This window comes from Ekhidna sp. (assembly GCF_965247405.1).
GTDB lineage: Bacteria > Bacteroidota > Bacteroidia > Cytophagales > Cyclobacteriaceae > Ekhidna.
In genome coordinates, this window is record NZ_OZ252014.1 from 3,356,187 (window position 1) to 3,376,672 (window position 20,486).

Annotated in this window: 21 protein-coding genes; 7 read left to right on the plus strand and 14 right to left on the minus strand. The window is 41.4% G+C overall.

The genetic code is table 11. From position 1 onward, the window contains the following. The first annotated feature begins 53 nt into the window (after positions 1-53). Genes ACP14Y_RS15465 through mtgA form a run of 3 tightly spaced genes read left to right on the plus strand, consistent with a single transcriptional unit; the run spans position 54 to position 2,064 of the window. Positions 54-755, plus strand: a complete 702-nt coding sequence (locus tag ACP14Y_RS15465) for a DUF4197 domain-containing protein (protein WP_424963836.1) — start codon at positions 54-56, stop codon at positions 753-755. Positions 756-780: 25 nt separating this feature from the next. Continuing rightward, on the plus strand, positions 781-1,341 hold the full coding sequence (locus ACP14Y_RS15470; RefSeq protein ID WP_424963837.1) for an EF-hand domain-containing protein: 561 nt from the start codon (positions 781-783) through the stop codon (positions 1,339-1,341). A 21-nt stretch (positions 1,342-1,362) separates the two neighbouring features. Further along, complete coding sequence (gene mtgA, locus ACP14Y_RS15475) at positions 1,363-2,064, plus strand: monofunctional biosynthetic peptidoglycan transglycosylase (protein WP_424963838.1); 702 nt, start codon at positions 1,363-1,365, stop codon at positions 2,062-2,064. Here the strand turns inward: mtgA and ACP14Y_RS15480 are convergent, their stop codons facing one another. From ACP14Y_RS15480 to ACP14Y_RS15505, 6 genes are read right to left on the minus strand one after another with little or no spacing between them, the layout of a single operon-like run. Beyond that, positions 2,065-6,153 carry a S8 family serine peptidase gene (locus tag ACP14Y_RS15480; protein WP_424963839.1) on the minus strand — a complete coding sequence of 1,363 codons (4,089 nt, stop codon included), beginning with the start codon at positions 6,151-6,153 and terminating at the stop codon, positions 2,065-2,067. Continuing rightward, positions 6,150-6,944, minus strand: a complete 795-nt coding sequence (locus ACP14Y_RS15485) for an SDR family oxidoreductase (RefSeq protein WP_424963840.1) — start codon at positions 6,942-6,944, stop codon at positions 6,150-6,152. Before ACP14Y_RS15485 ends, ACP14Y_RS15480 begins: the two co-directional genes overlap by 4 nt. Next, positions 6,925-7,326, minus strand: coding sequence for a hypothetical protein (locus ACP14Y_RS15490; protein ID WP_424963841.1), 402 nt, complete (start codon positions 7,324-7,326; stop codon positions 6,925-6,927). Before ACP14Y_RS15490 ends, ACP14Y_RS15485 begins: the two co-directional genes overlap by 20 nt. A gap of 7 nt (positions 7,327-7,333) precedes the next feature. After that, positions 7,334-7,834: a dihydrofolate reductase gene (locus ACP14Y_RS15495; RefSeq protein ID WP_424963842.1), complete on the minus strand. Its 501-nt coding sequence runs from the start codon at positions 7,832-7,834 to the stop codon at positions 7,334-7,336. A gap of 19 nt (positions 7,835-7,853) precedes the next feature. Further along, complete coding sequence (gene fmt / locus ACP14Y_RS15500) at positions 7,854-8,780, minus strand: methionyl-tRNA formyltransferase (RefSeq protein WP_424963843.1); 927 nt, start codon at positions 8,778-8,780, stop codon at positions 7,854-7,856. Positions 8,781-8,806: 26 nt separating this feature from the next. After that, positions 8,807-9,973: an aspartyl protease family protein gene (locus ACP14Y_RS15505; protein WP_424963844.1), complete on the minus strand. Its 1,167-nt coding sequence runs from the start codon at positions 9,971-9,973 to the stop codon at positions 8,807-8,809. 129 nt (positions 9,974-10,102) lie between these two features. Between ACP14Y_RS15505 and ACP14Y_RS15510 the strand changes: the two genes are divergently transcribed. Continuing rightward, entirely contained in the window at positions 10,103-10,960 is an 858-nt protein-coding gene (locus ACP14Y_RS15510; protein ID WP_424963845.1) for an oxidoreductase, read from the plus strand. Here the strand turns inward: ACP14Y_RS15510 and ACP14Y_RS15515 are convergent. Continuing rightward, positions 10,957-11,862 carry a LysR family transcriptional regulator gene (locus tag ACP14Y_RS15515; RefSeq protein ID WP_424963846.1) on the minus strand — a complete coding sequence of 302 codons (906 nt, stop codon included), beginning with the start codon at positions 11,860-11,862 and terminating at the stop codon, positions 10,957-10,959. The genes ACP14Y_RS15510 and ACP14Y_RS15515 overlap by 4 nt on opposite strands. Before the next feature lie 105 nt (positions 11,863-11,967). On the opposite strand from ACP14Y_RS15515, the gene ACP14Y_RS15520 reads away from it, so the two are divergent. Both ACP14Y_RS15520 and ACP14Y_RS15525 read left to right on the plus strand, forming a co-directional pair. After that, positions 11,968-12,900 (plus strand): DMT family transporter, encoded by a 933-nt coding sequence (locus tag ACP14Y_RS15520; RefSeq protein ID WP_424963847.1) that lies wholly within the window; start codon positions 11,968-11,970, stop codon positions 12,898-12,900. Positions 12,901-12,902: 2 nt separating this feature from the next. Beyond that, positions 12,903-13,283, plus strand: a complete 381-nt coding sequence (locus tag ACP14Y_RS15525) for a hypothetical protein (protein ID WP_424963848.1) — start codon at positions 12,903-12,905, stop codon at positions 13,281-13,283. Between the two features lie 10 nt (positions 13,284-13,293). Here the strand turns inward: ACP14Y_RS15525 and ACP14Y_RS15530 are convergent, their stop codons facing one another. The 5 genes from ACP14Y_RS15530 to ACP14Y_RS15550 all read right to left on the minus strand — a co-directional run bounded on the left by ACP14Y_RS15530 (position 13,294) and on the right by ACP14Y_RS15550 (position 16,992). Further along, a complete protein-coding gene (locus tag ACP14Y_RS15530; RefSeq protein WP_424963849.1) occupies positions 13,294-13,473 on the minus strand; it encodes a hypothetical protein in 180 nt (59 codons plus the stop codon). A 189-nt stretch (positions 13,474-13,662) separates the two neighbouring features. Next, positions 13,663-14,031: a VOC family protein gene (locus ACP14Y_RS15535; protein ID WP_424963850.1), complete on the minus strand. Its 369-nt coding sequence runs from the start codon at positions 14,029-14,031 to the stop codon at positions 13,663-13,665. A gap of 11 nt (positions 14,032-14,042) precedes the next feature. Then, positions 14,043-14,912 carry a pirin family protein gene (locus ACP14Y_RS15540; RefSeq protein WP_424963851.1) on the minus strand — a complete coding sequence of 290 codons (870 nt, stop codon included), beginning with the start codon at positions 14,910-14,912 and terminating at the stop codon, positions 14,043-14,045. A 10-nt stretch (positions 14,913-14,922) separates the two neighbouring features. Continuing rightward, positions 14,923-15,840 carry a glutaminase gene (locus ACP14Y_RS15545; protein WP_424963852.1) on the minus strand — a complete coding sequence of 306 codons (918 nt, stop codon included), beginning with the start codon at positions 15,838-15,840 and terminating at the stop codon, positions 14,923-14,925. Positions 15,841-15,843: 3 nt separating this feature from the next. Next, positions 15,844-16,992 (minus strand): exo-beta-N-acetylmuramidase NamZ family protein, encoded by a 1,149-nt coding sequence (locus ACP14Y_RS15550; RefSeq protein WP_424963853.1) that lies wholly within the window; start codon positions 16,990-16,992, stop codon positions 15,844-15,846. A gap of 60 nt (positions 16,993-17,052) precedes the next feature. Here ACP14Y_RS15550 and ACP14Y_RS15555 point away from each other — a divergent pair, with 60 nt between their 5' ends. Further along, positions 17,053-18,270 (plus strand): ABC transporter permease, encoded by a 1,218-nt coding sequence (locus tag ACP14Y_RS15555; protein ID WP_424963854.1) that lies wholly within the window; start codon positions 17,053-17,055, stop codon positions 18,268-18,270. Here the strand turns inward: ACP14Y_RS15555 and ACP14Y_RS15560 are convergent. Together ACP14Y_RS15560 and ACP14Y_RS15565 are read right to left on the minus strand one after the other, a co-directional pair. Beyond that, the gene (locus tag ACP14Y_RS15560; protein ID WP_424963855.1) at positions 18,267-19,001 is read right to left on the minus strand and encodes a polyprenol monophosphomannose synthase; all 735 of its coding nucleotides are present in this window, start codon (positions 18,999-19,001) and stop codon (positions 18,267-18,269) included. The genes ACP14Y_RS15555 and ACP14Y_RS15560 overlap by 4 nt on opposite strands. 78 nt (positions 19,002-19,079) lie before the next feature. Beyond that, positions 19,080-20,465, minus strand: coding sequence for an arginine decarboxylase (locus ACP14Y_RS15565; RefSeq protein WP_424963856.1), 1,386 nt, complete (start codon positions 20,463-20,465; stop codon positions 19,080-19,082). Between the last annotated feature and the right edge of the window lie 21 nt (positions 20,466-20,486).

The window sequence follows — 20,486 nt, forward strand, 5'->3', positions numbered from 1 at the left end:
ATTCACTACTTTTATAATGCCTCAAAAATACGATTAAGCAAATGAACTCACGTGTGAAAATCATACTATTAGGCATCCTTTTTTTTGGATGTACTGCGCAACAGATTCAGTCCATTACTGATGCGATTGGATACGAAGATGAATTAACTACGGATCAGGTAGCAAACGGACTGAAAGAGGCGCTGGTCAAAGGTGTTTCTACCGGAACACAAAAGGTGGGAAAGGTAGATGGATATTTTAAAAACCCTCAAATCAAAATTCCTTTTCCTCCTGATGTACAAAAGGTCGAAAATACACTTCGGGATATTGGTCTGGATAATGAAGTGGATCGCTTCGTGAAGACACTGAATAGAGGAGCCGAAGAAGCAGCTAAGGAAGCAAAACCTGTATTTGTCAGTGCAATCAAACAGATGACAATCACTGATGCCTGGAATATTTTGAAGGGTGAGGACAAAGAAGCCGCTACCAACTACCTGAAAAGGACTACCAGTAATGAGCTGAGGAGTAAATTTTCTCCAATCGTGAAGAGCGCATTGGATCAAACAAATGCTACAAAATACTACTCAGACATCATTACAAGGTATAATAAGATTCCTCTGGTTGATGATGTGAATCCGGATTTGGAAGCTTATGCAACAGAAAAAGCGATGGAAGGATTATTTGTGATGATAGCGGAGGAGGAGAAAAAAATTCGGGCAAACCCTGCCGCACGGACTACTGATTTATTGAAAAAAGTCTTCAAAGAGCAGGATTAATTATTTTCGCAACAAAATCACTAGAATGCTGACCGAACTGCAAATCAATAAGTTAGAGCGATTTTTCTACGTGTTAGACTATGATCGCAACGGCATCATTGAGAAAGACGATTTTCTCGGGATAGCCGAAAACCTGTGTATCCTTTGGCGAATCAAGGAAGGAGATTCAAAATATGATGAGATTAAAAGCAAGTTTGAAGAAGGCTGGAATCATTTCGATTTGTTTGTCAATAATAATGATGGCAAGGCAAACTGGGATCACTGGATACATTTTGCAGAAGAGGTAATCGTCAACGGAGATGAAGATTTTTTCAAAGAATACGTGGATGAATTTGTCGGTGAGATATTCGATAATTTCGATACGGATAATGATGGTTACATCAATCTGGATGAGTACATCGACTTATTAGTTGGATACCGTATTGAGGTACGATTTGCTGCAAAATCATTTAGGAAGCTGGATCGAAATAAGGATGACCTGATCAGTCGTGGGGAGCTGATAAGTGCGGTTAAAGAGTTTTTTCGTAGCAATGATCCGGATGCTCCTGGTAATTGGTTGTTTGGGATGGGAATCCTCCCTGACTAATTTCTCACTAAAAAATAGTACTTGAAAAAGGCCTTTAACCATATCCTAAAAACGGTTGCAGGCTTTGTGCTGCTATTTAATATCCTTTCACTGATTTGGGTCATCATCTATTCACTGATACCTATTCCTGTTACCAAGCTGATGGTGAGTGAGGGAGTGGAAAAAGAAATAAGCTATGAATGGCGTGATCTTGAACAAATATCCGGGCGGTTGCAATTGGCCGTGATGTGTGCAGAAGATCAGTATTTTTTGCTTCATAATGGCCTTGATTTTCGCTCTATTGAAGAGGCTGAAGAGGCTAACAAACGAGGGAGGAGTATGCGAGGTGCTAGCACAATTACCCAGCAGGTAGCGAAGAATGCCTTTCTATGGTCTGATCGTACCTATGTTAGAAAAGCGGCAGAGCTCTATTTCTCATTATTGATAGAAATGGTTTGGAGTAAGGAGCGCATCATGGAGGTTTACCTCAACATTGCGGAATTTGGTGATGGTATTTTTGGAGCGGAAGCTGCGTCTCAGGCTTATTTCAAACGATCAGCGGATGGATTGAGCATTACTCAAGCTGCACGACTGGCTGCAATTTTGCCCAGCCCAAAACGATATTCGGCTGTGGCCCCCAGTCCCTATGTCCAACGTAGGATAGATTGGATCAAAAAGCAGATGTGGTATTGGGGTTACGAAATGACCTATGATGAAGAGTTTGTCAAAAAAATGATACAATGATTACTTTACGATCAAAGTAGTTTTTATTTCTTCACGTTCAGTATTGATTTTCAGCAAATAAATACCACCGGGTAGCCCCGATAGATCCAACTGTGTCCCAGGTTTTTTCATCTTCCATACCACCTTACCTTCGAGGTTTATGATGCGAATGGCTTCTAGCTTATCTTGTCCTCGTATATGAATAGACCCATCTGAAGGATTGGGGTAAATGATTGTTTGATCAGGGCTTGCTAAGCCAAGTGGAGTAGTGAAATCAAGCTGAAGGGTATCACTTTCCGAACACCCAGCCTCTGTAGTGACGTTGAGCACAATTTCAAACTGTTGACCATCGTTCAGGAAAAATGTTGGGTTACTGATGGTTTCTGATAACTCACTGTTGATAAACCATTGATATGAGTCGATCACATTATTGGTAACGGCAAACAAATTCACTTCATGTTTGCTACCAATCGGATTGGTGACCAACGCAATATCCAGCTCAATGATTTCCTGATCAATATTTACTTCAATGGGCATACCTGGTAGACCATCATCGAGGCTTACTACATAAACCTTATCGTATGCCGTGGTGGTTAATTGCGTTCCCTTTTTAATTAGTTGAATGAGGTCAGGATCAGTATAGAATCCAAAGTAACTTCCATTCTCCGGCACAAGCGTGGCTTCATCTGTACAAGTGATAATATCCGGATGTGAAGCGAAGGGAGAGGAGCTGATGGTAATGCTTTTGTCTATTGTCTTCATGCAATCATCTGCACTTGTGATCTCCAGCGAGATGTCGATATCTCCGTCAACTGCCGGTACTGTAATTGCGCTTGTGGTTCCTGATAGTTCACCATCAATGAACCAACGGATGGTGGCTCCAGCATCCAGGTTGTTGGCAGAAAGAAGCATTTGGTGAGCCTCGGAGGTGGTATCTGGCACTACTTTGAGGTTCCCGCTAACCTCCAGTACATCAATCCCTAAGGGAACTTTGGCACTTTCGAAAGAGGCATATACTCCACTAACATATATAGTGGTATCGAGTAGAATGGATGGAATTTCAAGATTGCTACCACTGAGCGTGGGAATCAACTGATCTTCAAATCGATAAATATGGATTTTTTCAGCTGAAGGGTCGTCGAATATTACACTTTCGCCTGGACAGATCGTTTGATTAGAAAATACTGGAGCATCGGGTCTATTTGCTACTATGAGGTTTTTCATGATCATATCAGAGCATCCTTGAGTGTTCTCAATGGAAAGTGAAATTTGATAGGTCCTGGCTTCAGAAAATGACAAAGACGGATTCTGCAATGTGGTGGAGGTACCCTGATCAAAATCCCAGTCCCACGAAATGGCATCTAAACTCTGATCGGTGAACTGAACAACGTTGGTGGTAGGATGATCAAGATACAGCGTGTCTGTGGACATTTCGAAATCAGCAATATCACTTAAAAGCTTTACACGCAATTCAAAAACATCTGAAGGGTAATTTTCATCGGTGTTCTTTACATAGAAAAGAGAATCTTTTGATACGTTGACTGCCAGGCTAGAGCCGGAAGCAATAAATGCTTGAGTGAGTGGATCTTCGTAGAAGTCGTAATTTGTACCTGCAGCAGGGTCGATCGTTACCGAACCATCACAAGTATAAAAAGTCTCCAGTACCCGTGGTTTTAGAATAAACTGATTGATGCGGTTAATAGCATCCTGTACCTCTGTATCCAGGTTTGCTTTGGAATCAGCAATGGCATAGATCACATTAATGTAAGTTTCGTCATAGGCCTCCAATTGCGTAATAGTTACACCATTAATGGTAGCTACATCATTCCCTGCACCCACACTGCCAGCCATGAGTTTATTTTGGTTAACCAGGAAGTCATATTTGGTTGCGTCACTGAACAGATCGTTGATATCCTGCGTGTTTCCGTTATACGCACCCATGTCGAGTGCGCTGTATTCAAGGTTATCTCCACCTATAACCTTTACTGCGGCAAACAGATTGCTAGTGGCATTGCGTGCATAGATATATTCATTGGTGCCATCAAAAACCGCGTAATTGCTCGTAGGGTCATCAAGATCCCAGTCTGCGAATACACCAAAAGAAAGGTTATCGATCGGAGAGGCAGAATTATTGACGATTCGGTATCTGATGATCAGATAATCCTCTGTATCCCAGGTCAGGTTTGATTGTTCGATGATGAGCGGGTGATTGGAATCAGTAAATTCAGAGTATCCAAAATAATCAGCGCCTTGGTGATGATAGCGTTTATAAAATTGTTGAACCTGAAAATCCTGATCTCTTGCCTGGTTGGTGTAATTGGTTACAATGTTGTCCGACACATCGCTGGAATTAGTCGCCAGCATTAGCCCTGTGTAAGTCATGAGTGTATCGAGCTGGTATTTAAACCCCGAACCTTCAAAATTTGGTCCATATTCATCAAATCCAAGATCACCGTCTCCACTGATAGTCATGCTGATTCTTTCATTCCCAAAATCTGCATAATCAGGAGAGGTTGTCGCAGACAGAAATTGAAAATCAGCATATCCTGTCTCTACATAGTCGATACGAAAGTCAATGGTCGATTCCGGCTCAAGACCCTCGCTTAGCACCACTTCAAAAGAGACTTCTTTGGTTTCAGATGTTCCTAAATACCCTGGAAAGAATGTTCCCTGAGATATAGTGAAATCACTGTTGGGCGAAGAAATAGTGAGTGTAGGATTATTGACAGCAGATAAGTGATTTGTGATGGTAGCTGTAACCTGCACGGTATCACCATAAAAAGCTACATCTCCAAAACTGGAAGTAAGGGTAGGAGTAGATGCCCTTAATGATTTCACGTTCGACTCACTTACCGCCCGAAACGTGTTTAGTCTTCCTTTTCCAAGTTTCCCTTCATAGTTAGCATTGTTTCCAAGATCATAAATATCGTCAGCTGTCGCCCGCACACGCTCCATTATTTGAATAGCCGTAAGGTTCGGAAAAACATCCTTCACCAAAGCTGCTGTTCCAGCCACCAATGGCGCGGCATATGAGGTTCCTGGACCTCCGTTTGCATAGCCATTATTATTCACTGTTGAATACATAGAAACACCGGGGGCAATAAGATCCACCTCATAGTTGAAAGTTGAACCTGATGACTTGTTATCATTGGCATCAGATGCGCCCACCGATAGAACATTGTCATAACTGGCCGGGTACCAAAGGTTTTCTTCTGTGGGTTTCCCCCCCTCGTTTCCCGCAGCGGCCACAATGACTACATCGTGATTCAATACCGCGTCATTAATAATGTCTTGTTCTGATTGAAGCGGAGTACCCATTCGTCCCCAGGAAAGGTTGAGTACATCTATACCATTTTCCGCTGCATAAGTAATAGCTTCGTAAAGGCCTCCATCAGTTCCGGAGGAGCTTTTAAAGCCTTTAAGGGCTGCAATTTTGGTGTTGTAGGCTACTCCTGCAATTCCCTTACCATTATTCGCTGAAGCTGATGCGATCCCACCCACGATCATTCCATGGTTTCCATTCTGGATGCTCGGATCATTATCCTCATCGGCAAAATCATAGCCATAGTAATCATCCGTGTAGCCGTTCCCATCGTTATCACTTCCATCTATAGGGTCGGCGGTATTGAGCCATAAATTGTTGACAATATCTTCATGGTCAAGATCCAGCCCAGAATCAATAATGCCAATGGTGAGATCGTCATCACCCTGTGTAATGGTCCAGGCTTCAAGTGCCTGAATGTTTACGAGATAATACTGATTGTCGATTAATGGGTCAGAGGTGCTTAAAAGTTCATATCTAACAATAGGATCTGCATAGACATAATCCGCTTGTTTTCTCAGCTTATTGCAAAATGCGATTGGATCCATGCCGTCTGGCACACGCATCTTAACCATTTGACTGAGAGGCCCTCTTGTTTTTGAATTGTGCTGATTTCTAATGCTGGAATTCTTAGCTGGTATAGCAATATTGGGTTTGTATTTAACATACACCCACTCGTTATTGATTTCCTGGCTTTCGAAATCCTGCGGCTTTAAGAGTTTTCGACTCTGAGAGTAGCTATTCAAAAATATACTACTTAGAAGCAGTATGGTGATGAGTCGAATCACGTCACCCTAAGTTTTCTGATGGCTTTTGCGGCAGCCTTAGGCCAGAATCTTTTCAAATAAATTCCCATCTTTTCTTTTAATCCGCCGATATACACTTCATTCTTATTCGTTTCGATTGCTTTGATGATCAATCGTGCACATTTTTCCGGAGACATACCCTTCTCTTGTCCCCGGTCCATTTTATTCTGCTGGCTACCGTCTCCAACCAGTGCATTGAAGGAGATGTTTGTTTTAATATACCCAGGCAATACAATGGTAACCTTTATGTTATCTTCATGATGCTCAGCTCTGAGTGCATCGTAGAATCCATGAAGGGCATGTTTAGAGGCACCATACCCTGATCGATAAGGAGTATTGATAATACCAACAGTGGAGGTTACGATAACATGGTGGCCTTTTTTACGCTTGACCATTCCTGGTAAAAGCATTTTTGACAAAGTAATGGATCCGAAATAGTTGATCTCCATGAGCTTTCGGTCCACATCCAGGCTGGTATTGAGAATGGTGTCTCGCTGGCTGATTCCGCCATTGTTGATCAAAATATCCACCTCTCCAAAAATGGTATCTGCTTCTTTGGCTCTTTGTTTTAGTGAAAAGCTATCCTCCAGATCCAACGTGAGGATTTCAACTGATTCAGATTTACAGTTTGCTTTTACTCGTTCTAACTCATCTTTCCTTCTTGCTGAAATGATTAGTCTGGCCCCTTTTTCTGCCAGTTGATAAGCCAGTTGCTCCCCAATACCCGAACTGGCTCCAGTGAGCCACACTACACTATCCCTGATTTTGGTCATTCTTGTATTTATTGTTTTCTATAAATACGTAAATGCTATAAATACCGACAGCTGTGCCAAATGGGAAGCTAAAAATGGAAACACATCCGGCAATTAGCGCTATCACTACACCCCAGCTTTTCTTTTGAAGCAGACCAATACCGGCAATAACGGATGGGAGTGCAGAGAAAATAAGAAGGAGTATGAAGATGGTTCTGATTAACGAACTAACCATAAAAAGAATCTCATCTGCGTCATTGCCTATGTCTTTGGCAATCTCCTCGGAGATAAATGGAAACAGTATGGAGATAAAACTGCCAATAAAAATGAAGGCGACCGTAATAAGTGAACCATACACGATGTGTAAAATACCCAGCGTCCTTTTGTGCGATTGAATGTCCATGAGATGTTTATTTCTTTGAATATACAACGAAATCGAAAGAATATTTATGTTTATCGTCTGTTGGATGATGTTCTCTGGAGACTTCCTTCCAAATATTTTTATCAAACTCAGGGAAAGTCACCTGTCCATCAAATGCCCCATTAATTTCGGTTAGAAATATTTTGTCGGCATACTTTAGCCCCATGCGGTAAATCTCACCCCCGCCGATAATAAATGCCTCTCGTTCTCCATTTTCCCTGGCTATTTCCAGTGCTTCCTCAAGCGACTTTACTACGGCAGCCTCCTCTAAGGGATATTCTTCCTGGCGTGTAATCACGATATTCGGTCGGCCAGGCAAGGGTTGGAAAGAATGCGGTAAAGACTCCCAGTTTTTCCTTCCCATGATCACATGGTGACCCTTAGTGGTATTTTTAAAATACTTGAAATCATCCGGCAGATGCCACGGAATGTCATTGTCTTTTCCAATTACCCTGTTGCTGCCCATAGCAGCTATCATTGAAATGATCATAAGTTCTGAGTTATTTTGACTATTCATTAAACGAATAGCCCCTGAGAAAGTCTTGAGTCTTCATTCTTTTCTTTCCTTCCAGCTGAAGGTCTAGCACTTCTAATGTGCCATCTTTCGTGTTTATCCGGATGTAATCCTTTCCATCCGAGTAAAACTCTCCGATGGGTTTATTCGTACCCTTGCTGGCTCGTTCCACAGCAAAAACTTTAAGATTTTTATCGTGCAATTTTGTCCATGCCGCAGGGTAGGGGGATAACCCTCTGATAAAATTTCTAATATCTTCAGACTTTTGTTGCCAATCGATCTTACAGTCTTCTTTAAAAATTTTAGGTGCGTGCTTTATTTCCTGGTCGATATTTTGAGGAATTTTTGGATAGTCTCCTGTCTCTACTGCTTTTACAGTCTTTAGAACCAGGTCAGCACCCTTATTCATCAGTCGTTTGTAAAGGCTGCCTACATTATCCTCTTCAAGTATGGGTTCCTTTTCCTGAAAGATGATTTCTCCGGTATCAATTTCATGCTTTAGGAAAAATGTAGTGATGCCTGTTTCTTTTTCACCGTTAATAATGGCCCAGTTGATAGGCGCAGCTCCTCTGTACTGTGGTAGGAGGGATGCATGCAAATTAAAAGTACCCAAAGGAGGCATATCCCAAACTGCTACAGGAAGCATTCGGAATGCCACCACTATCTGAAGATCTGCTTGATAGCTTTTGAGCTCTTCTAGAAATTCAGGTGACTTAAGGTTGGTGGGTTGCAATACCGGAAGATCGGCTTCTAAAGCATATTCTTTCACAGCAGATATACCCAGTTTCTTCCCTCTGCCTTTTGGTTTGTCAGGGGCGGTGATCACTGCCACAATGTTCACTTGGTTTTCAACAAGTTTTTTCAAGCTTGCAGCTGCAAAATCAGGAGTACCCAGAAAGACGATTCGAAGTTCTTTGCTCATAGGTGCAAAGAAATCAAACCTGAGGATTAATCAATCATTGATCGTAGTTTCAATGAGACAGTTTTTTCTTTTCCACCCTGGTTTACAACCAATTCAACCGTTTCACCTTCTTGCTTTAACATCTTTTTCACTTCGGCAAGGTTTACCTCCAGCATAGATTTTCCATTGATTTTTACCAATTCATCATTCACGTTGATTCCTGCCTCTGAAGCAGGACTTTCGTCAAAAACCTGATGGATCAATATCCGCTCCTTATCCTTGGAAAGCTGTACATCTATGCCGCTGCAGTTTACCTTGAAGTTTGCATCATAAGTGTGGTCCTTTTCCAAATACAACATCTTGGTGCCATAGTCTATGGTCATGTTATACATTCTTAATATTTGCGAACCAATGATCCCCGCAACCTTCTTATCTGCTTGAATGCCTGAGGTTGCAGTACTTATTCCTATCGGAAGATCTTCTATTGTCTGATTGCCAAAACTGAATGATTGCACATGACCTTCATAGTGGGGTGTTTCTTCCTCAGAAAGCCCTTTAACCAGGTACGAATAATGTTTGCCTGTTTTATGGATTACGTCCCACTCTTCCGCGTAAGGAGAGTTAAAATCTAACGTTGTTCCAGCACCAGTCATAACGAAGAAAGTACCGTCATGAGGCTCTCCGTTGTTTAAAACAACTGTTCCTTTAATTACCGGTATAGAAACATGTAACGAAAATGGGATCGCATCTCCACGTTTTGGAGAGTTGCTGTGGTCATATATATTCATTGTTTTCGTGTCAAAATTGATGTACACGGAGTGGTGTCTCAATAAGTCGTATCCAATGATGCCATCCAAATCCATGCCCAGGCTTATCTCCAGGTGATCCAGGTCTGTTGAGTATACTTTGGTGTTTTTTTCCATTAAAAAATGGTTGATTGCAATGGTGTTGTGCTTTATCAGATGCCAGGCTGAAGACGCCTGGTTCATCTCAATTTCCTTTCCAGATAGATTGAGTGATTTTGCCACGTCATCATCAATCACGGTGTATCCTGAACCGGTATCAAATATGAAGTCTAGTGGTTCGGAATCGTCCACACTCACCTGAATGATGATGTGATCACCGAACAGTTCGAAGGGTATGGTAGTAATAGGTGCCTGTGCGAAAACAGTGCATGAAATAGCAAGTGATAATAGGTAGGTTAGTTTCTTCATGACGTGGTTTTTTGAAAATGACTGGATGAAGTTAAAAAGTTTAGGTGACATAGGAGATAAATCCTGAATATTAAAGTTGCTATCGAACAATTTACTGGAAGAGTGTGTTCTCGATTCAAATTGGAAATTATGAGTAAACGAGTTTGGTTAATCACAGGGTGTTCCACAGGATTCGGTAGAGAGCTGGTTAAAATAGTAACTGAGAAAGGCGAAATAGCGATTGGTACCGTAAGGAAGAGAGAACAAATTGAAGAGTTAGAAGCTATCAACCCTGATTTGGTAAAAGGAGTGATCCTGGATGTGCAAAAGCAGGAAACAATTGATCAAACCGCTCAGATTATTGAAAAAGAATACGGACGCTTGGATGTATTAGTAAATAATGCCGGCTATGGTACGCTCGGCCCAATTGAAGAGACTTCTGAGGAGGAAATTCAACGTCAATTTGATGTGAATGTCTTTGGTTGTATTCGAATGATGAAGCTAGCTCTACCATTCATGAGAAAGCAACGAAGTGGGAATATCTTGAACATCACCTCCATTGCCGGACTAAATGGCTTTCCGGGCGTTGGCATATATAATGGAAGCAAGTTTGCTTTAGAGGGAATCGGTGAAGCACTCGCAGCAGAGACGAAGCATATTGGTATTAAGGTGACCAACATTGAACCGGGCCCTTTCCGAACAGACTGGGCTGGAAGATCAGCCACATACAACGAAGCAACGATAGCTGAGTATAATGAGACGGCCACCAAAAACATGGAAAGCATACGTGAAGTAAGTGGTAATCAGATCGGAGATCCGGTACGTGCAGCAAAAGCGATGTATGAAGTGACCACACTAGACGAACCACCTGTTCACCTGCCATTGGGAAGGCCAGCATATAAGCGTGTAGGTATACGTCTGGAAGAATTCAAAGAAGAGGTTGAGAAATACCAATATCTAGGCAAACCAACCGATTTTACGGAAGATGAACTGAAGGAAATGGCTTAATTCGAGCAACAACAAAGTCCACCAATGTTGCATCTCAAGTGATGGACAAAGTTTTCAAGGTATTGAGGTCTTTTATCATCTTTCAGGGTAATGGCATGCCATGTTCGGTGCATGCCTCGTTTGGTGACAGGTACCAACGCTAGCTTATTATCCTTTAGATATGGCTCCACAATCCATTTTGCCATTACGTTTACACCCATTCCTGCTTTTACCAGTTCAACTACCGCCTCTGTAACCTGTACTTGCATCACTTTCTTTGGCTTAATCCCTTCAGGAATCAACAGTTGTGAAAACAACGAAACAGACTCCAATGGGTAGGAATGAATAATTATGTTCTGTTCTTCAAAATCTTCCGCCTCTACATAAGCCCTTTTGGTCCATGGATGACCGCTGGGAACAAGTGCAAAAACTTCATCACGGAATATTTCATGGTAATCGATATTTTGACGATCTGAGCTTTCATAAATAATCGCCAGATCAATTTTACCATCCAGTACTTGCTGTTCCACATTGTCATCATTGGAATGCAGAATCTCAAGTTCTACATTAGGGAACTCCTTATTAAAGTCGGTCATCAGGGATGGCAACCAATGGTAGCAGGTATAGCATTGCGTAGCTAGTCTGAGTGTACCACTTGTGCCTGATACGTACTTCTTAATAGACATTTCTGTGCGCTCCAGATCTTGTAAGATTCTTTCGGCAGACTCCAATACCATTTTTCCTGCATTCGTTAAAATCAATTGTTTGTTCACACGGTGAAATAATTGTGTCCCAAGTTGGCTTTCAATCTCCTTCAACTGGTGACTCAGTGCAGATTGTGATAAGAAAAGTACGTCCTTGGCCTTGGTAAGGCTTTTGGTCTCTGCCACCTCTCTAATCAGCTTAAGATGCCGTATTTCCATCTTTAATATTAAAATATTTAATCGTTATTACAAAATCAATTCATCTAATTAATAGTTCATTCGATTTTTATTCTCGTTCAATTTGGAAAATCAAAAACGATGAAAATGAAAATCAAGAATATTTACCTTCTGTTGTTGTTGGCGAGCTTCTGGGGACCTTCATTCCTTTTTATCAAAATAGCGGTGGAAGAAATTCCGCCAGTGATGCTTGCCACACTCCGCATAGGCTTAGGTGCTTTCGTATTAAATGTTTGGTTGTTTTTAACGAAATATCGCCTGCCTAAGGATATATCTTCCTGGAAAAAGATATTTGTCGCTGGCTTTTTTGCACAAGGATTGCCTTTCATACTGATGAATTGGGGAGAGCAATTTGTGGATAGCTCACTGGCATCTGTGCTGAATGGTCTGGTTCCTATCTTCACTATTTTACTGGCGCATGTCATGGTTGCCGATGAAAGGCTATCTCAACATAAGGTTAGAGGGGTCTTATTGGGATTCACCGGATTAATTGTTCTCATACTGCCTAGTTTCTTTGACGGAGTTAAAGGTAGTCTGGGCGGGATCGTAAGCATTACAATCGCTGCGCTTAGTTACAGTGTGGGGTTTATCTACACAAGAAAACATTTGGTAAGTATGCCCTCAATTACCGGACCGGCTGCTCAGCTGTTCTCAGTCAGCACTTACCTCGTACCGATTTCATTCATAGTTTATCCAAATTTTGATTTAACAGCAGTAGGGAGTCCTGCTCTGGTTTCCACCATTGTGTTGGGAGTCATCGGGACCGCTATTGCCTTTGTCATCTATTTTAAACTGCTGGAGCAATCGAGTGCAGGGTATACCTCACTAGTCACCTATATCATGCCAATTTTCGGTGTGATACTTGGAGTGGTGGTGCTAGATGAGACCTTAACGCCATGGATGTTGCTTGGAGCCGCGCTAATTCTATTGGGCATCAGTAAGACGAAAAAGCCTCGGGTAGAACAACGTCACCCAAGATGCTTTACTACAGATACTGCTTTGTATTCCAAATTTCGATAGAAATGATTTATTCATTCAAAGTCATGATGTTTTACTTCTTAATGGGACTCTCTACACGTGTATTTGGGCAGTGGGAGTTGAATGGACTGCAGACTGGAATGAGAAGTATCAGCCAGTTTTCGGAGTACCAAGTATCGTCCATTAATAAAAATGAGCGTGATTCTATGATGATAAAATTTCATCACTTGAGACATGAAATTTCACTAAATAAATCGGATCAACCTCTTTGGGTACGACATCAACCGTCAGAGGACTTTAATGTGTATCTGATTGTAAATCATGACTTTGTTCCTAATGTTAGGACCTCCTTAGAACTTTCGATTAATCGCACAGGAATCCTGAACTTAAGACACACAATTGTCTTAAGAAAAAAGAAAAAGTAAACAGATCAACTTATAGCCTGGATTTCAGGAAACTCTCAATGGATTTTTGATCCAGATTTAATGCTTCCAGCATCTTGATAGCTGAAGCCTTGTTCTTCTTGAGAGCTCGTTTGAAAGCTTCGTACTGGCCTGTAACTTTTAACCGCTGCATGATGGTCATGCCGACAAAATTGGATTGTATGGTGCTCATAATGAGATAATGTTGTTTGACATTTAAAAATAAAAATGAGCTGGTTGTGTTTGTCTTTATTAGACACCTAATATAACGAGGTAGTTTGATTCTTGTTGGAAGAAATTTAAAGTTGTAGATGATGTCCATCGTTTGATCGATGAAATGCAATTAATAAAGACATCATTGCTAATTCTCTGATTAGAAATATTAAGAAACAGACTGATGCAGTGCGACACGGTTTCCTTCAGAATCTTCGAAATGAGCGACAAAACCATGCTCTCCAATGCTCATCTTCTCATTGATAAGCTTTCCACCATTAGATTCGATTTTCGGAAGTACATCATTGATCTCTTTGACTGAGAAATAAACCAATGCTCCTTCATGAGATGGCACATAAGTTTCTTGCTTTATCAACGTACCTGTCGCTCCATCCTGATCAGTTTCAAATGGAAAGAAGGACATGACAGATGTACCCATCGCAAAATCATTACCCATGTCTACATCAAAAATGGATGCGTAAAATTTCTTTGCACGCTCCATGTCATTTACGGGAAGTTCAAACCAGTTTGCTCGCATAGTGGTAATATTTAGGGGAGTGGAATATATGTTTCATCATTTGCTACTTGAGGGAATTCTTTTCTTTTCCACTTTTCTTTAGCCGCCTCGATTTTTTCCTTATTTGAAGATACGAAATTCCAAAAGATGTGTCGCTCTTCAGGAAGTGGTTTTCCGCCAAAAAGCAGAATTCGTGAATGAGCTTCAATCTGAAGTCCACATTCATTGTCTGTTTTAGAAACCAGCATATTGCCTTTTTCTACTTTTTGATCGCATGCATAGATACTTCCTTCTACTATGCAAAATCCTATTTCTCCGTAGAGCTGACCCTTCACATGTAGATCGAAAGTGTCCTCTGTCTCAACTTCAATCATGAAAAGTTCAGAATGTACGGGAAGGGGTGATTCCTTTCCAAATCCTTTTCCAGCTATGAGTTTAAAATTTGCAGACCCTTCCTTCCAGGTTGGGAGTTCAGCTGCATCCAGATGATGGAATTCTGGCTCCATATCTTCCTTCTCTTTAGGAAGTGCTACCCATATCTGATATCCATGCATAGTGAATTGCTGTCCGTGCCGCAATTCAGCTGGTGTTCGCTCTGTATGTACAACTCCTTTTCCGGCTGTCATCCAATTGACAGAGCCGGGCTTGATATGATGATCAGATCCGATACTGTCTTGGTGCCGAACTTCTCCTTCAAATAGGTACGTTAGTGTGGAAAGACCGATGTGCGGATGTTGGTCTATATCCAGATAAGTACCGGGCTTAATTGTAGTTGGGCCCATATGATCAATGAATATGAAAGGGCCTACCATTCGCTTTTTCCGAAAGGGGATGAGCCTTCCTACTAAGAAGTCACCGATATCCCGGCTTCTTTCTTCGATGATGAGGTCTGTGTTTGACATTGATTTCGATTTAAAATATCGACGATCCAGTAATTTCTGTTAATAATTCTAAAGCGCGCATTCCCGCAGTGCTATTGCCTTTTTCATTGAGCTTCGGACTCCAGACAGCCACACTGTACATGTTTGGATATACTGCCACTATTCCACCGCCTACACCACTTTTTCCAGGCAATCCAACACGGAAAGAAAACTCGCCGGCTTCATCATAAAACCCGCAGGTCTGCATGATGGCGTTAATACGTTTGGTGTGTACCTCACTAAGTACCTTTTCATCTTCTTTTAACAACTTCCCCTGGTTGGCAAACATTAGAAAGGTCTGCGCCAACTCTCGACATGACATACTTAGGGAACAGGTGTCAAAATAGAAATCAAGGACATCTTCTACGTCATTATGGATGTTTTCATATCCCTTCATCAGGTTAATCATCGCACGATTGTTGAAGCCCTGCTCCTTTTCTGAAGCGGCTACCTTTTCGTTGTAGTCGATGGTACTGTTTCCGGCAATATGTCGAACAAAATCAAGGTATTCTTTTTTTGGATCCTGGAGATGAGTGACCAGAATATCACAAATGACCAAAGCCCCGGAATTGATCAGCGGATTTCTTGGAATACCATTTTCATACTCAAGCTGTACCAGAGAGTTAAACGGATCACCAGAAGGCTCTACATCGACTCGCTCCCATATCACTTCATCTTTCTCCTTTAGCAACGCCAAAGCAAGTGACAAGACCTTCGTGATACTTTGAATAGAGAATCGTTCTTCCGAATCTCCAAAGTGAAATTCTTCTCCAATCACGCTTGTTAGATGCATGCCCAATTTTTCAGGTTTTACCTTGGCTAGTTCTGGAATGTAGGTTGCTACCTCTCCATCTAACTTTTCGCCTGCCAGCTGATCTTCAATTACGTTTAATATCCCTTGATAATCCATTTATTACTCGTACAGTAAATACTGCTCTCTCTTCTTTTTAAAATTTGTCAATTCCGGTTCCCATGAAGCTCGTATCTCTCCTTCGGTTTGTCCTTCCTCTATTTGTTTTTGGAGTGAATTAGTTCCAGCTAATCGCTTAAAATAATTATTAAAGAAATCTTCGCGTCTCATTAAGTGATAAGCTTGTATCAGTGGCTGTAGCATAAATTCATATTTTGGCTCCTGATTGATCCAGGATCTGCCAAAACAAACCTGATCCTCATGCGGAGGCCATTTTGCTCCTTCTTTGGATTTTGGTGTAAAGGAATAAGTGGTGTCCGGGTATTCAGGGTGACCAATTTGCTGAAATGCATAATCTGTACCCCGCCCTACAGACATGATTGTCCCTTCAAATAGGCATAGGCTTGGGTATAATGCAATACTCAAGTCATCGGGTAAGTTAGGAGAAGGCTTTACGGGTAAGGAATACCTCTTTTCGTGATCCCAGTTTTTGATTTTAATTACCTGCAAATCAACTTTAGCCTGATCTTTTAGCCAGCCCTCTTCATTGATCATTAGCGCCAGCTCTCCAATAGTCATTCCATGGACGATCGGAATTGGATGCATGCCTACAAATGACTGGAGAGCTGTATCTAAGACCGGGCCATCGACGTAGCTTCCATTAGGGTTTGGCCGATCCAGAATGATGAGTGGGATAGTGTTTTCTGCACAAGCCTCCATCACATAGTGCATGGTGCTGATGTAGGTATAGAATCGGGCACCCACATCTTGAATATCAAAAACCATGATATCCAATCCAGCCATTTGCTCGGGGGTCGGTTTTTTGTTTTTACCGTAAAGAGAAATGAGCTCATAAGAAGACTGTGCTCTGTCATACTCAACTTTGACCCCATCACTCACTGTTCCTGTAAATCCATGCTCTGGAGTAAACACTTTTGTAATTTGAATATTGTTCTTCAGTAAGGAATCAATTAGATGGCTGCTTGCAATAAGAGAGCTGTGATTAACAGCTAGTCCTACTTTTTTGCCTTCAAGCAACGGGAGGTACTCTTCCATCTGATAGGCTCCCGGAAGAATTTCTGTGGTAATCTCCTGGGCTTTATTTGAACAGCCCAAAAGGATCAAAGCAAGTAAGAAATAAAGTCTTTGCATATTAATTCACCAAGTTAACTTGTTCTTACAGGATTGAAAACCCTATTTTGCAGTGCGGCAATGAATCTCCCATTTTTTATATCGAAGCGGATCTCTAAGGAAGAAACAGGCTCATTTTCCAGTATCATCAATCGCATCGCTGTGATTAGTATTGGTCTAGGTCTTGCGGTATTGATTCTGGCGTTCATGGTGCTATATGGCTTTAAGAAAGAGATCAAAGACAAAATATATAGCTTCAGCGGTCACCTGATCATTAGCAAATACACACTTTCCACTTCATTTGAAGAGGGGTCAATTACCGTAGATGATTCATTGATTTGGCAATTGAAGAACTATCCTCTGACTGCACGCATACAACCATATGCAATGAAGGCCGCCTTACTTAAGACGGACGAGGAGGTTCAGGGAGTAATTATTAAAGGCGTAGATGAGTCGTTTGATACGCTGGGGTTCAGCAAACACATGGTAAAAGGCAAGTTTCCGAATTTGTCTTCTGATACTTATTCTACCGAAGTAGCGTTGAGTAATCGGGTATCCAATTATTTGGAGCTAAATGTAGGGGATGAGGTTCTTATTTATTTTGTGCAAAATCCTCCAAGATTCCGAAGATTGCAGGTCACAGGCATTTATGAAACCGGTCTGGAAGAGTTTGATGAAAAGATCATTCTTGGAGATTTGGATTTAGTTCGAAGGATCAATAATTGGCCTGATTCACTTGCGGGTGGTGTAGAGATCTTTCTAACGGATACCGATCAGATGGATAAAGCTGAGAATGATCTCTTTAATGCCCTGGATATCGATTTATACGTAGATAAGGTTACCGATCGATATGTACAGATTTTTGACTGGCTTAACCTACTGAACCGGAATGTGGTGATTCTACTCACCATAATCCTGATTGTATCCGGTACCAGTATAATTTCTATACTATTGATCCTGATCATGGAGCGAACGCAGATGATTGGCGTGCTCAAGTCTTTGGGAGCACCCAATAAATTAATAAGAAGAGTCTTTGTTTTTAATGGACTTCAGTTGATCGTAAGGGGTCTCCTATGGGGCAATGTAATCGGTCTTTCATTAGGCCTCATCCAGTATTATTTCAATATCATCCCTCTTGATGCAGCCAATTATTACATGTCTCATGTGCCTATCGATATAGACATTCCTACCATCATAGGATTGAACTTTCTGGTTCTCACATTGATTGGGGTGATCTTGTCGATCCCCGTGGCAATTGTATCGAGGGTAAGTCCAGTGAAGGCGATCAGGTTCGATTAATAAACCGGTTCGTATTTTTTGAACAAGCTTTTAATTTTCATCTGGAGCACACCAAAAACTGCTTCTTTGAAGATGCCTTTTGACATTTTGGATGTGCCCTTTGTCCGATCAGTAAAAATGATGGGAACTTCTACGATTTTGAACCCATGCTTCCAGGCATTGAACTTCATTTCAATTTGAAAGGCATAGCCAATGAAATGAATTTTGTTCAAATCAAGCTTATCGAAAACTCCCCTGCTGTAGCACTTAAATCCCGCAGTGCTGTCTCTAAATGGCATACCTGTGATGATACGTACGTAGAAGCTGGCAAAATAGCTCATCAGCACACGGCCCATAGGCCAGTTCACCACATTCACTCCTGTTACGTACCTACTACCAATGGCCACATCGGCTCCATCCACACACGCAGCATGCAACCTAATCAAATCATTCGGATCATGAGAGAAGTCAGCGTCCATCTCACAGATGTAATCATACCCTTGCTCCAGTGCCCACCTGAATCCGGTGATATAAGCAGTGCCCAGACCAAGTTTACCTTCACGTTCGATCAGGTACACCCTGTCAGGTGTTTTTTTCATCTCCTCTTTAACGATCTTTGCTGTCCCATCCGGAGAACCATCATCTACCACCAAAATGTCAAAAAGCGGAGAGAGTACCCGCGTCACATTGATAATATCACGAATATTTTCGCACTCATTATAGGTCGGTATAACTACTAAATTTTTAGACATTTGGTAAGATGTCGGACTGATTGAAATCCAAAAATAACTGTAATTGGTTAACGCATTTGCTAAATGCGTGTTTTAAAATCAATACCCCAAAATCTTCATCATAGCTTCGCTCTGCTGTTCGGGAGCAAAAAGTTCATGATGGATATTTCCATTTTCATCTTTGTCAATGATGATGTGTTTCGGAGCAGGGATCAGGCAATGTTGAATACCTCCATATCCTCCCAGAGACTCCTGATAGGCGCCTGTGTGGAAGAAACCAAAAAAGAGGGTTTCATTTTCGTCATATTGAGGTAAAAATACTTCACCGATGTGTGCTTCTGAGTCATAATAATCCTGACTGTCACAGGTAAGTCCTCCCAGATTTACCCGGTGGTATGGATTCTTCCAGTGATTGATCGGCAGCATGATATACTTCTCATTAAGGCCCCAAACGTCTGGCATATGAGTGATGAATGATCCATCCATCATGTACCATAGCTCTTTATCATTTTGAAGCTTCTGATCAAGCACGGAGTAAATGGTCGCACCACTTTCTCCAACCGTGAAGCTGCCGAATTCGGTGAAGATGTTAGGAACCGGAACATGGTTTTTCTTGCAAATCCACTGTATGTTTTCTATGATCTGCTCTGCCATGTATTTATAGTCATACTCAAAGTGCAATGAATTTTTAATTGGAAATCCACCTCCAATGTCCACTGTATCCAGTTCGGGACAAATCTTCTTCAGTTCGCAGTATTTGTAAATGAATCTGCTCAGTTCACTCCAGTAATAAGCCGTGTCTTTGATGCCGGTATTGATAAAGAAATGAAGCATTTTCAGCTTTGCCTTCGAATCTTTGATATGTTCTTTATAATATGGAAGAATATCGCTGTATCTGATCCCAAGCCTGGAAGTATAAAATGCGAAATTAGGCTCCTCGTCTGCAGCTATTCGTATCCCTACATTAAACTTGCCCTTTACATTTTCCTTATAATGTTTGAATTCATTCAGATTATCCAAAATGGGAATACAATTTGTATACCCTTCATTTAGCAAATTGGCAACCTCCTGTAGGTAGAGTGGTCTTTTGAATCCATTACAAATGACAAAATGTTCCTTAGTTAGCTTCCCGGCTTTTTCCATACTTCGTACGATGGGGATATCATAAGCCGAAGAAGTTTCAATGTGCGCCTGATTAGACAGGGCCTCTTCCACTACAAATCGAAAGTGAGAGCTTTTAGTACAATATGCATACGTATATGTGCCTTCGTAATTATGTTTTTTGATGGCGTCATTGAAGATCTTATATGCATATTTGATGTTCTGCTCAATCTTTGGGAGGTAGCTGAGTTTCAAAGGTGTGCCATATTCTTTGATGATATCCATCAGGTTCACCCCATGAAAAAAGAGGTTTTCTTTTTCTACTTTAAACTCTTCTGTGGGGAAGTAAAAGGTCTGATCAATCAGATCGGCATATTTTCTCATTGGCTTGCTGGAAAAAGTCGG

Coding starts and splice junctions, on each gene's coding strand:
- ACP14Y_RS15535 (WP_424963850.1), bottom strand. CDS start 14,031: ATGCGAGCAAACTGGTTTGAACTTCCCGTAAATGACATGGAGCGTGCA.
- ACP14Y_RS15495 (WP_424963842.1), bottom strand. CDS start 7,834: ATGATCATTTCAATGATAGCTGCTATGGGCAGCAACAGGGTAATTGGA.
- ACP14Y_RS15530 (WP_424963849.1), bottom strand. CDS start 13,473: ATGAGCACCATACAATCCAATTTTGTCGGCATGACCATCATGCAGCGG.
- ACP14Y_RS15470 (WP_424963837.1), top strand. CDS start 781: ATGCTGACCGAACTGCAAATCAATAAGTTAGAGCGATTTTTCTACGTG.
- ACP14Y_RS15555 (WP_424963854.1), top strand. CDS start 17,053: ATGAATCTCCCATTTTTTATATCGAAGCGGATCTCTAAGGAAGAAACA.
- ACP14Y_RS15540 (WP_424963851.1), bottom strand. CDS start 14,912: ATGTCAAACACAGACCTCATCATCGAAGAAAGAAGCCGGGATATCGGT.
- ACP14Y_RS15565 (WP_424963856.1), bottom strand. CDS start 20,465: ATGAGAAAATATGCCGATCTGATTGATCAGACCTTTTACTTCCCCACA.
- ACP14Y_RS15520 (WP_424963847.1), top strand. CDS start 11,968: ATGAAAATCAAGAATATTTACCTTCTGTTGTTGTTGGCGAGCTTCTGG.
- ACP14Y_RS15550 (WP_424963853.1), bottom strand. CDS start 16,992: ATGCAAAGACTTTATTTCTTACTTGCTTTGATCCTTTTGGGCTGTTCA.
- ACP14Y_RS15525 (WP_424963848.1), top strand. CDS start 12,903: ATGATTTATTCATTCAAAGTCATGATGTTTTACTTCTTAATGGGACTC.
- ACP14Y_RS15510 (WP_424963845.1), top strand. CDS start 10,103: ATGAGTAAACGAGTTTGGTTAATCACAGGGTGTTCCACAGGATTCGGT.
- ACP14Y_RS15485 (WP_424963840.1), bottom strand. CDS start 6,944: ATGACCAAAATCAGGGATAGTGTAGTGTGGCTCACTGGAGCCAGTTCG.
- ACP14Y_RS15545 (WP_424963852.1), bottom strand. CDS start 15,840: ATGGATTATCAAGGGATATTAAACGTAATTGAAGATCAGCTGGCAGGC.
- ACP14Y_RS15505 (WP_424963844.1), bottom strand. CDS start 9,973: ATGAAGAAACTAACCTACCTATTATCACTTGCTATTTCATGCACTGTT.
- ACP14Y_RS15560 (WP_424963855.1), bottom strand. CDS start 19,001: ATGTCTAAAAATTTAGTAGTTATACCGACCTATAATGAGTGCGAAAAT.
- fmt (WP_424963843.1), bottom strand. CDS start 8,780: ATGAGCAAAGAACTTCGAATCGTCTTTCTGGGTACTCCTGATTTTGCA.
- ACP14Y_RS15490 (WP_424963841.1), bottom strand. CDS start 7,326: ATGGACATTCAATCGCACAAAAGGACGCTGGGTATTTTACACATCGTG.
- ACP14Y_RS15515 (WP_424963846.1), bottom strand. CDS start 11,862: ATGGAAATACGGCATCTTAAGCTGATTAGAGAGGTGGCAGAGACCAAA.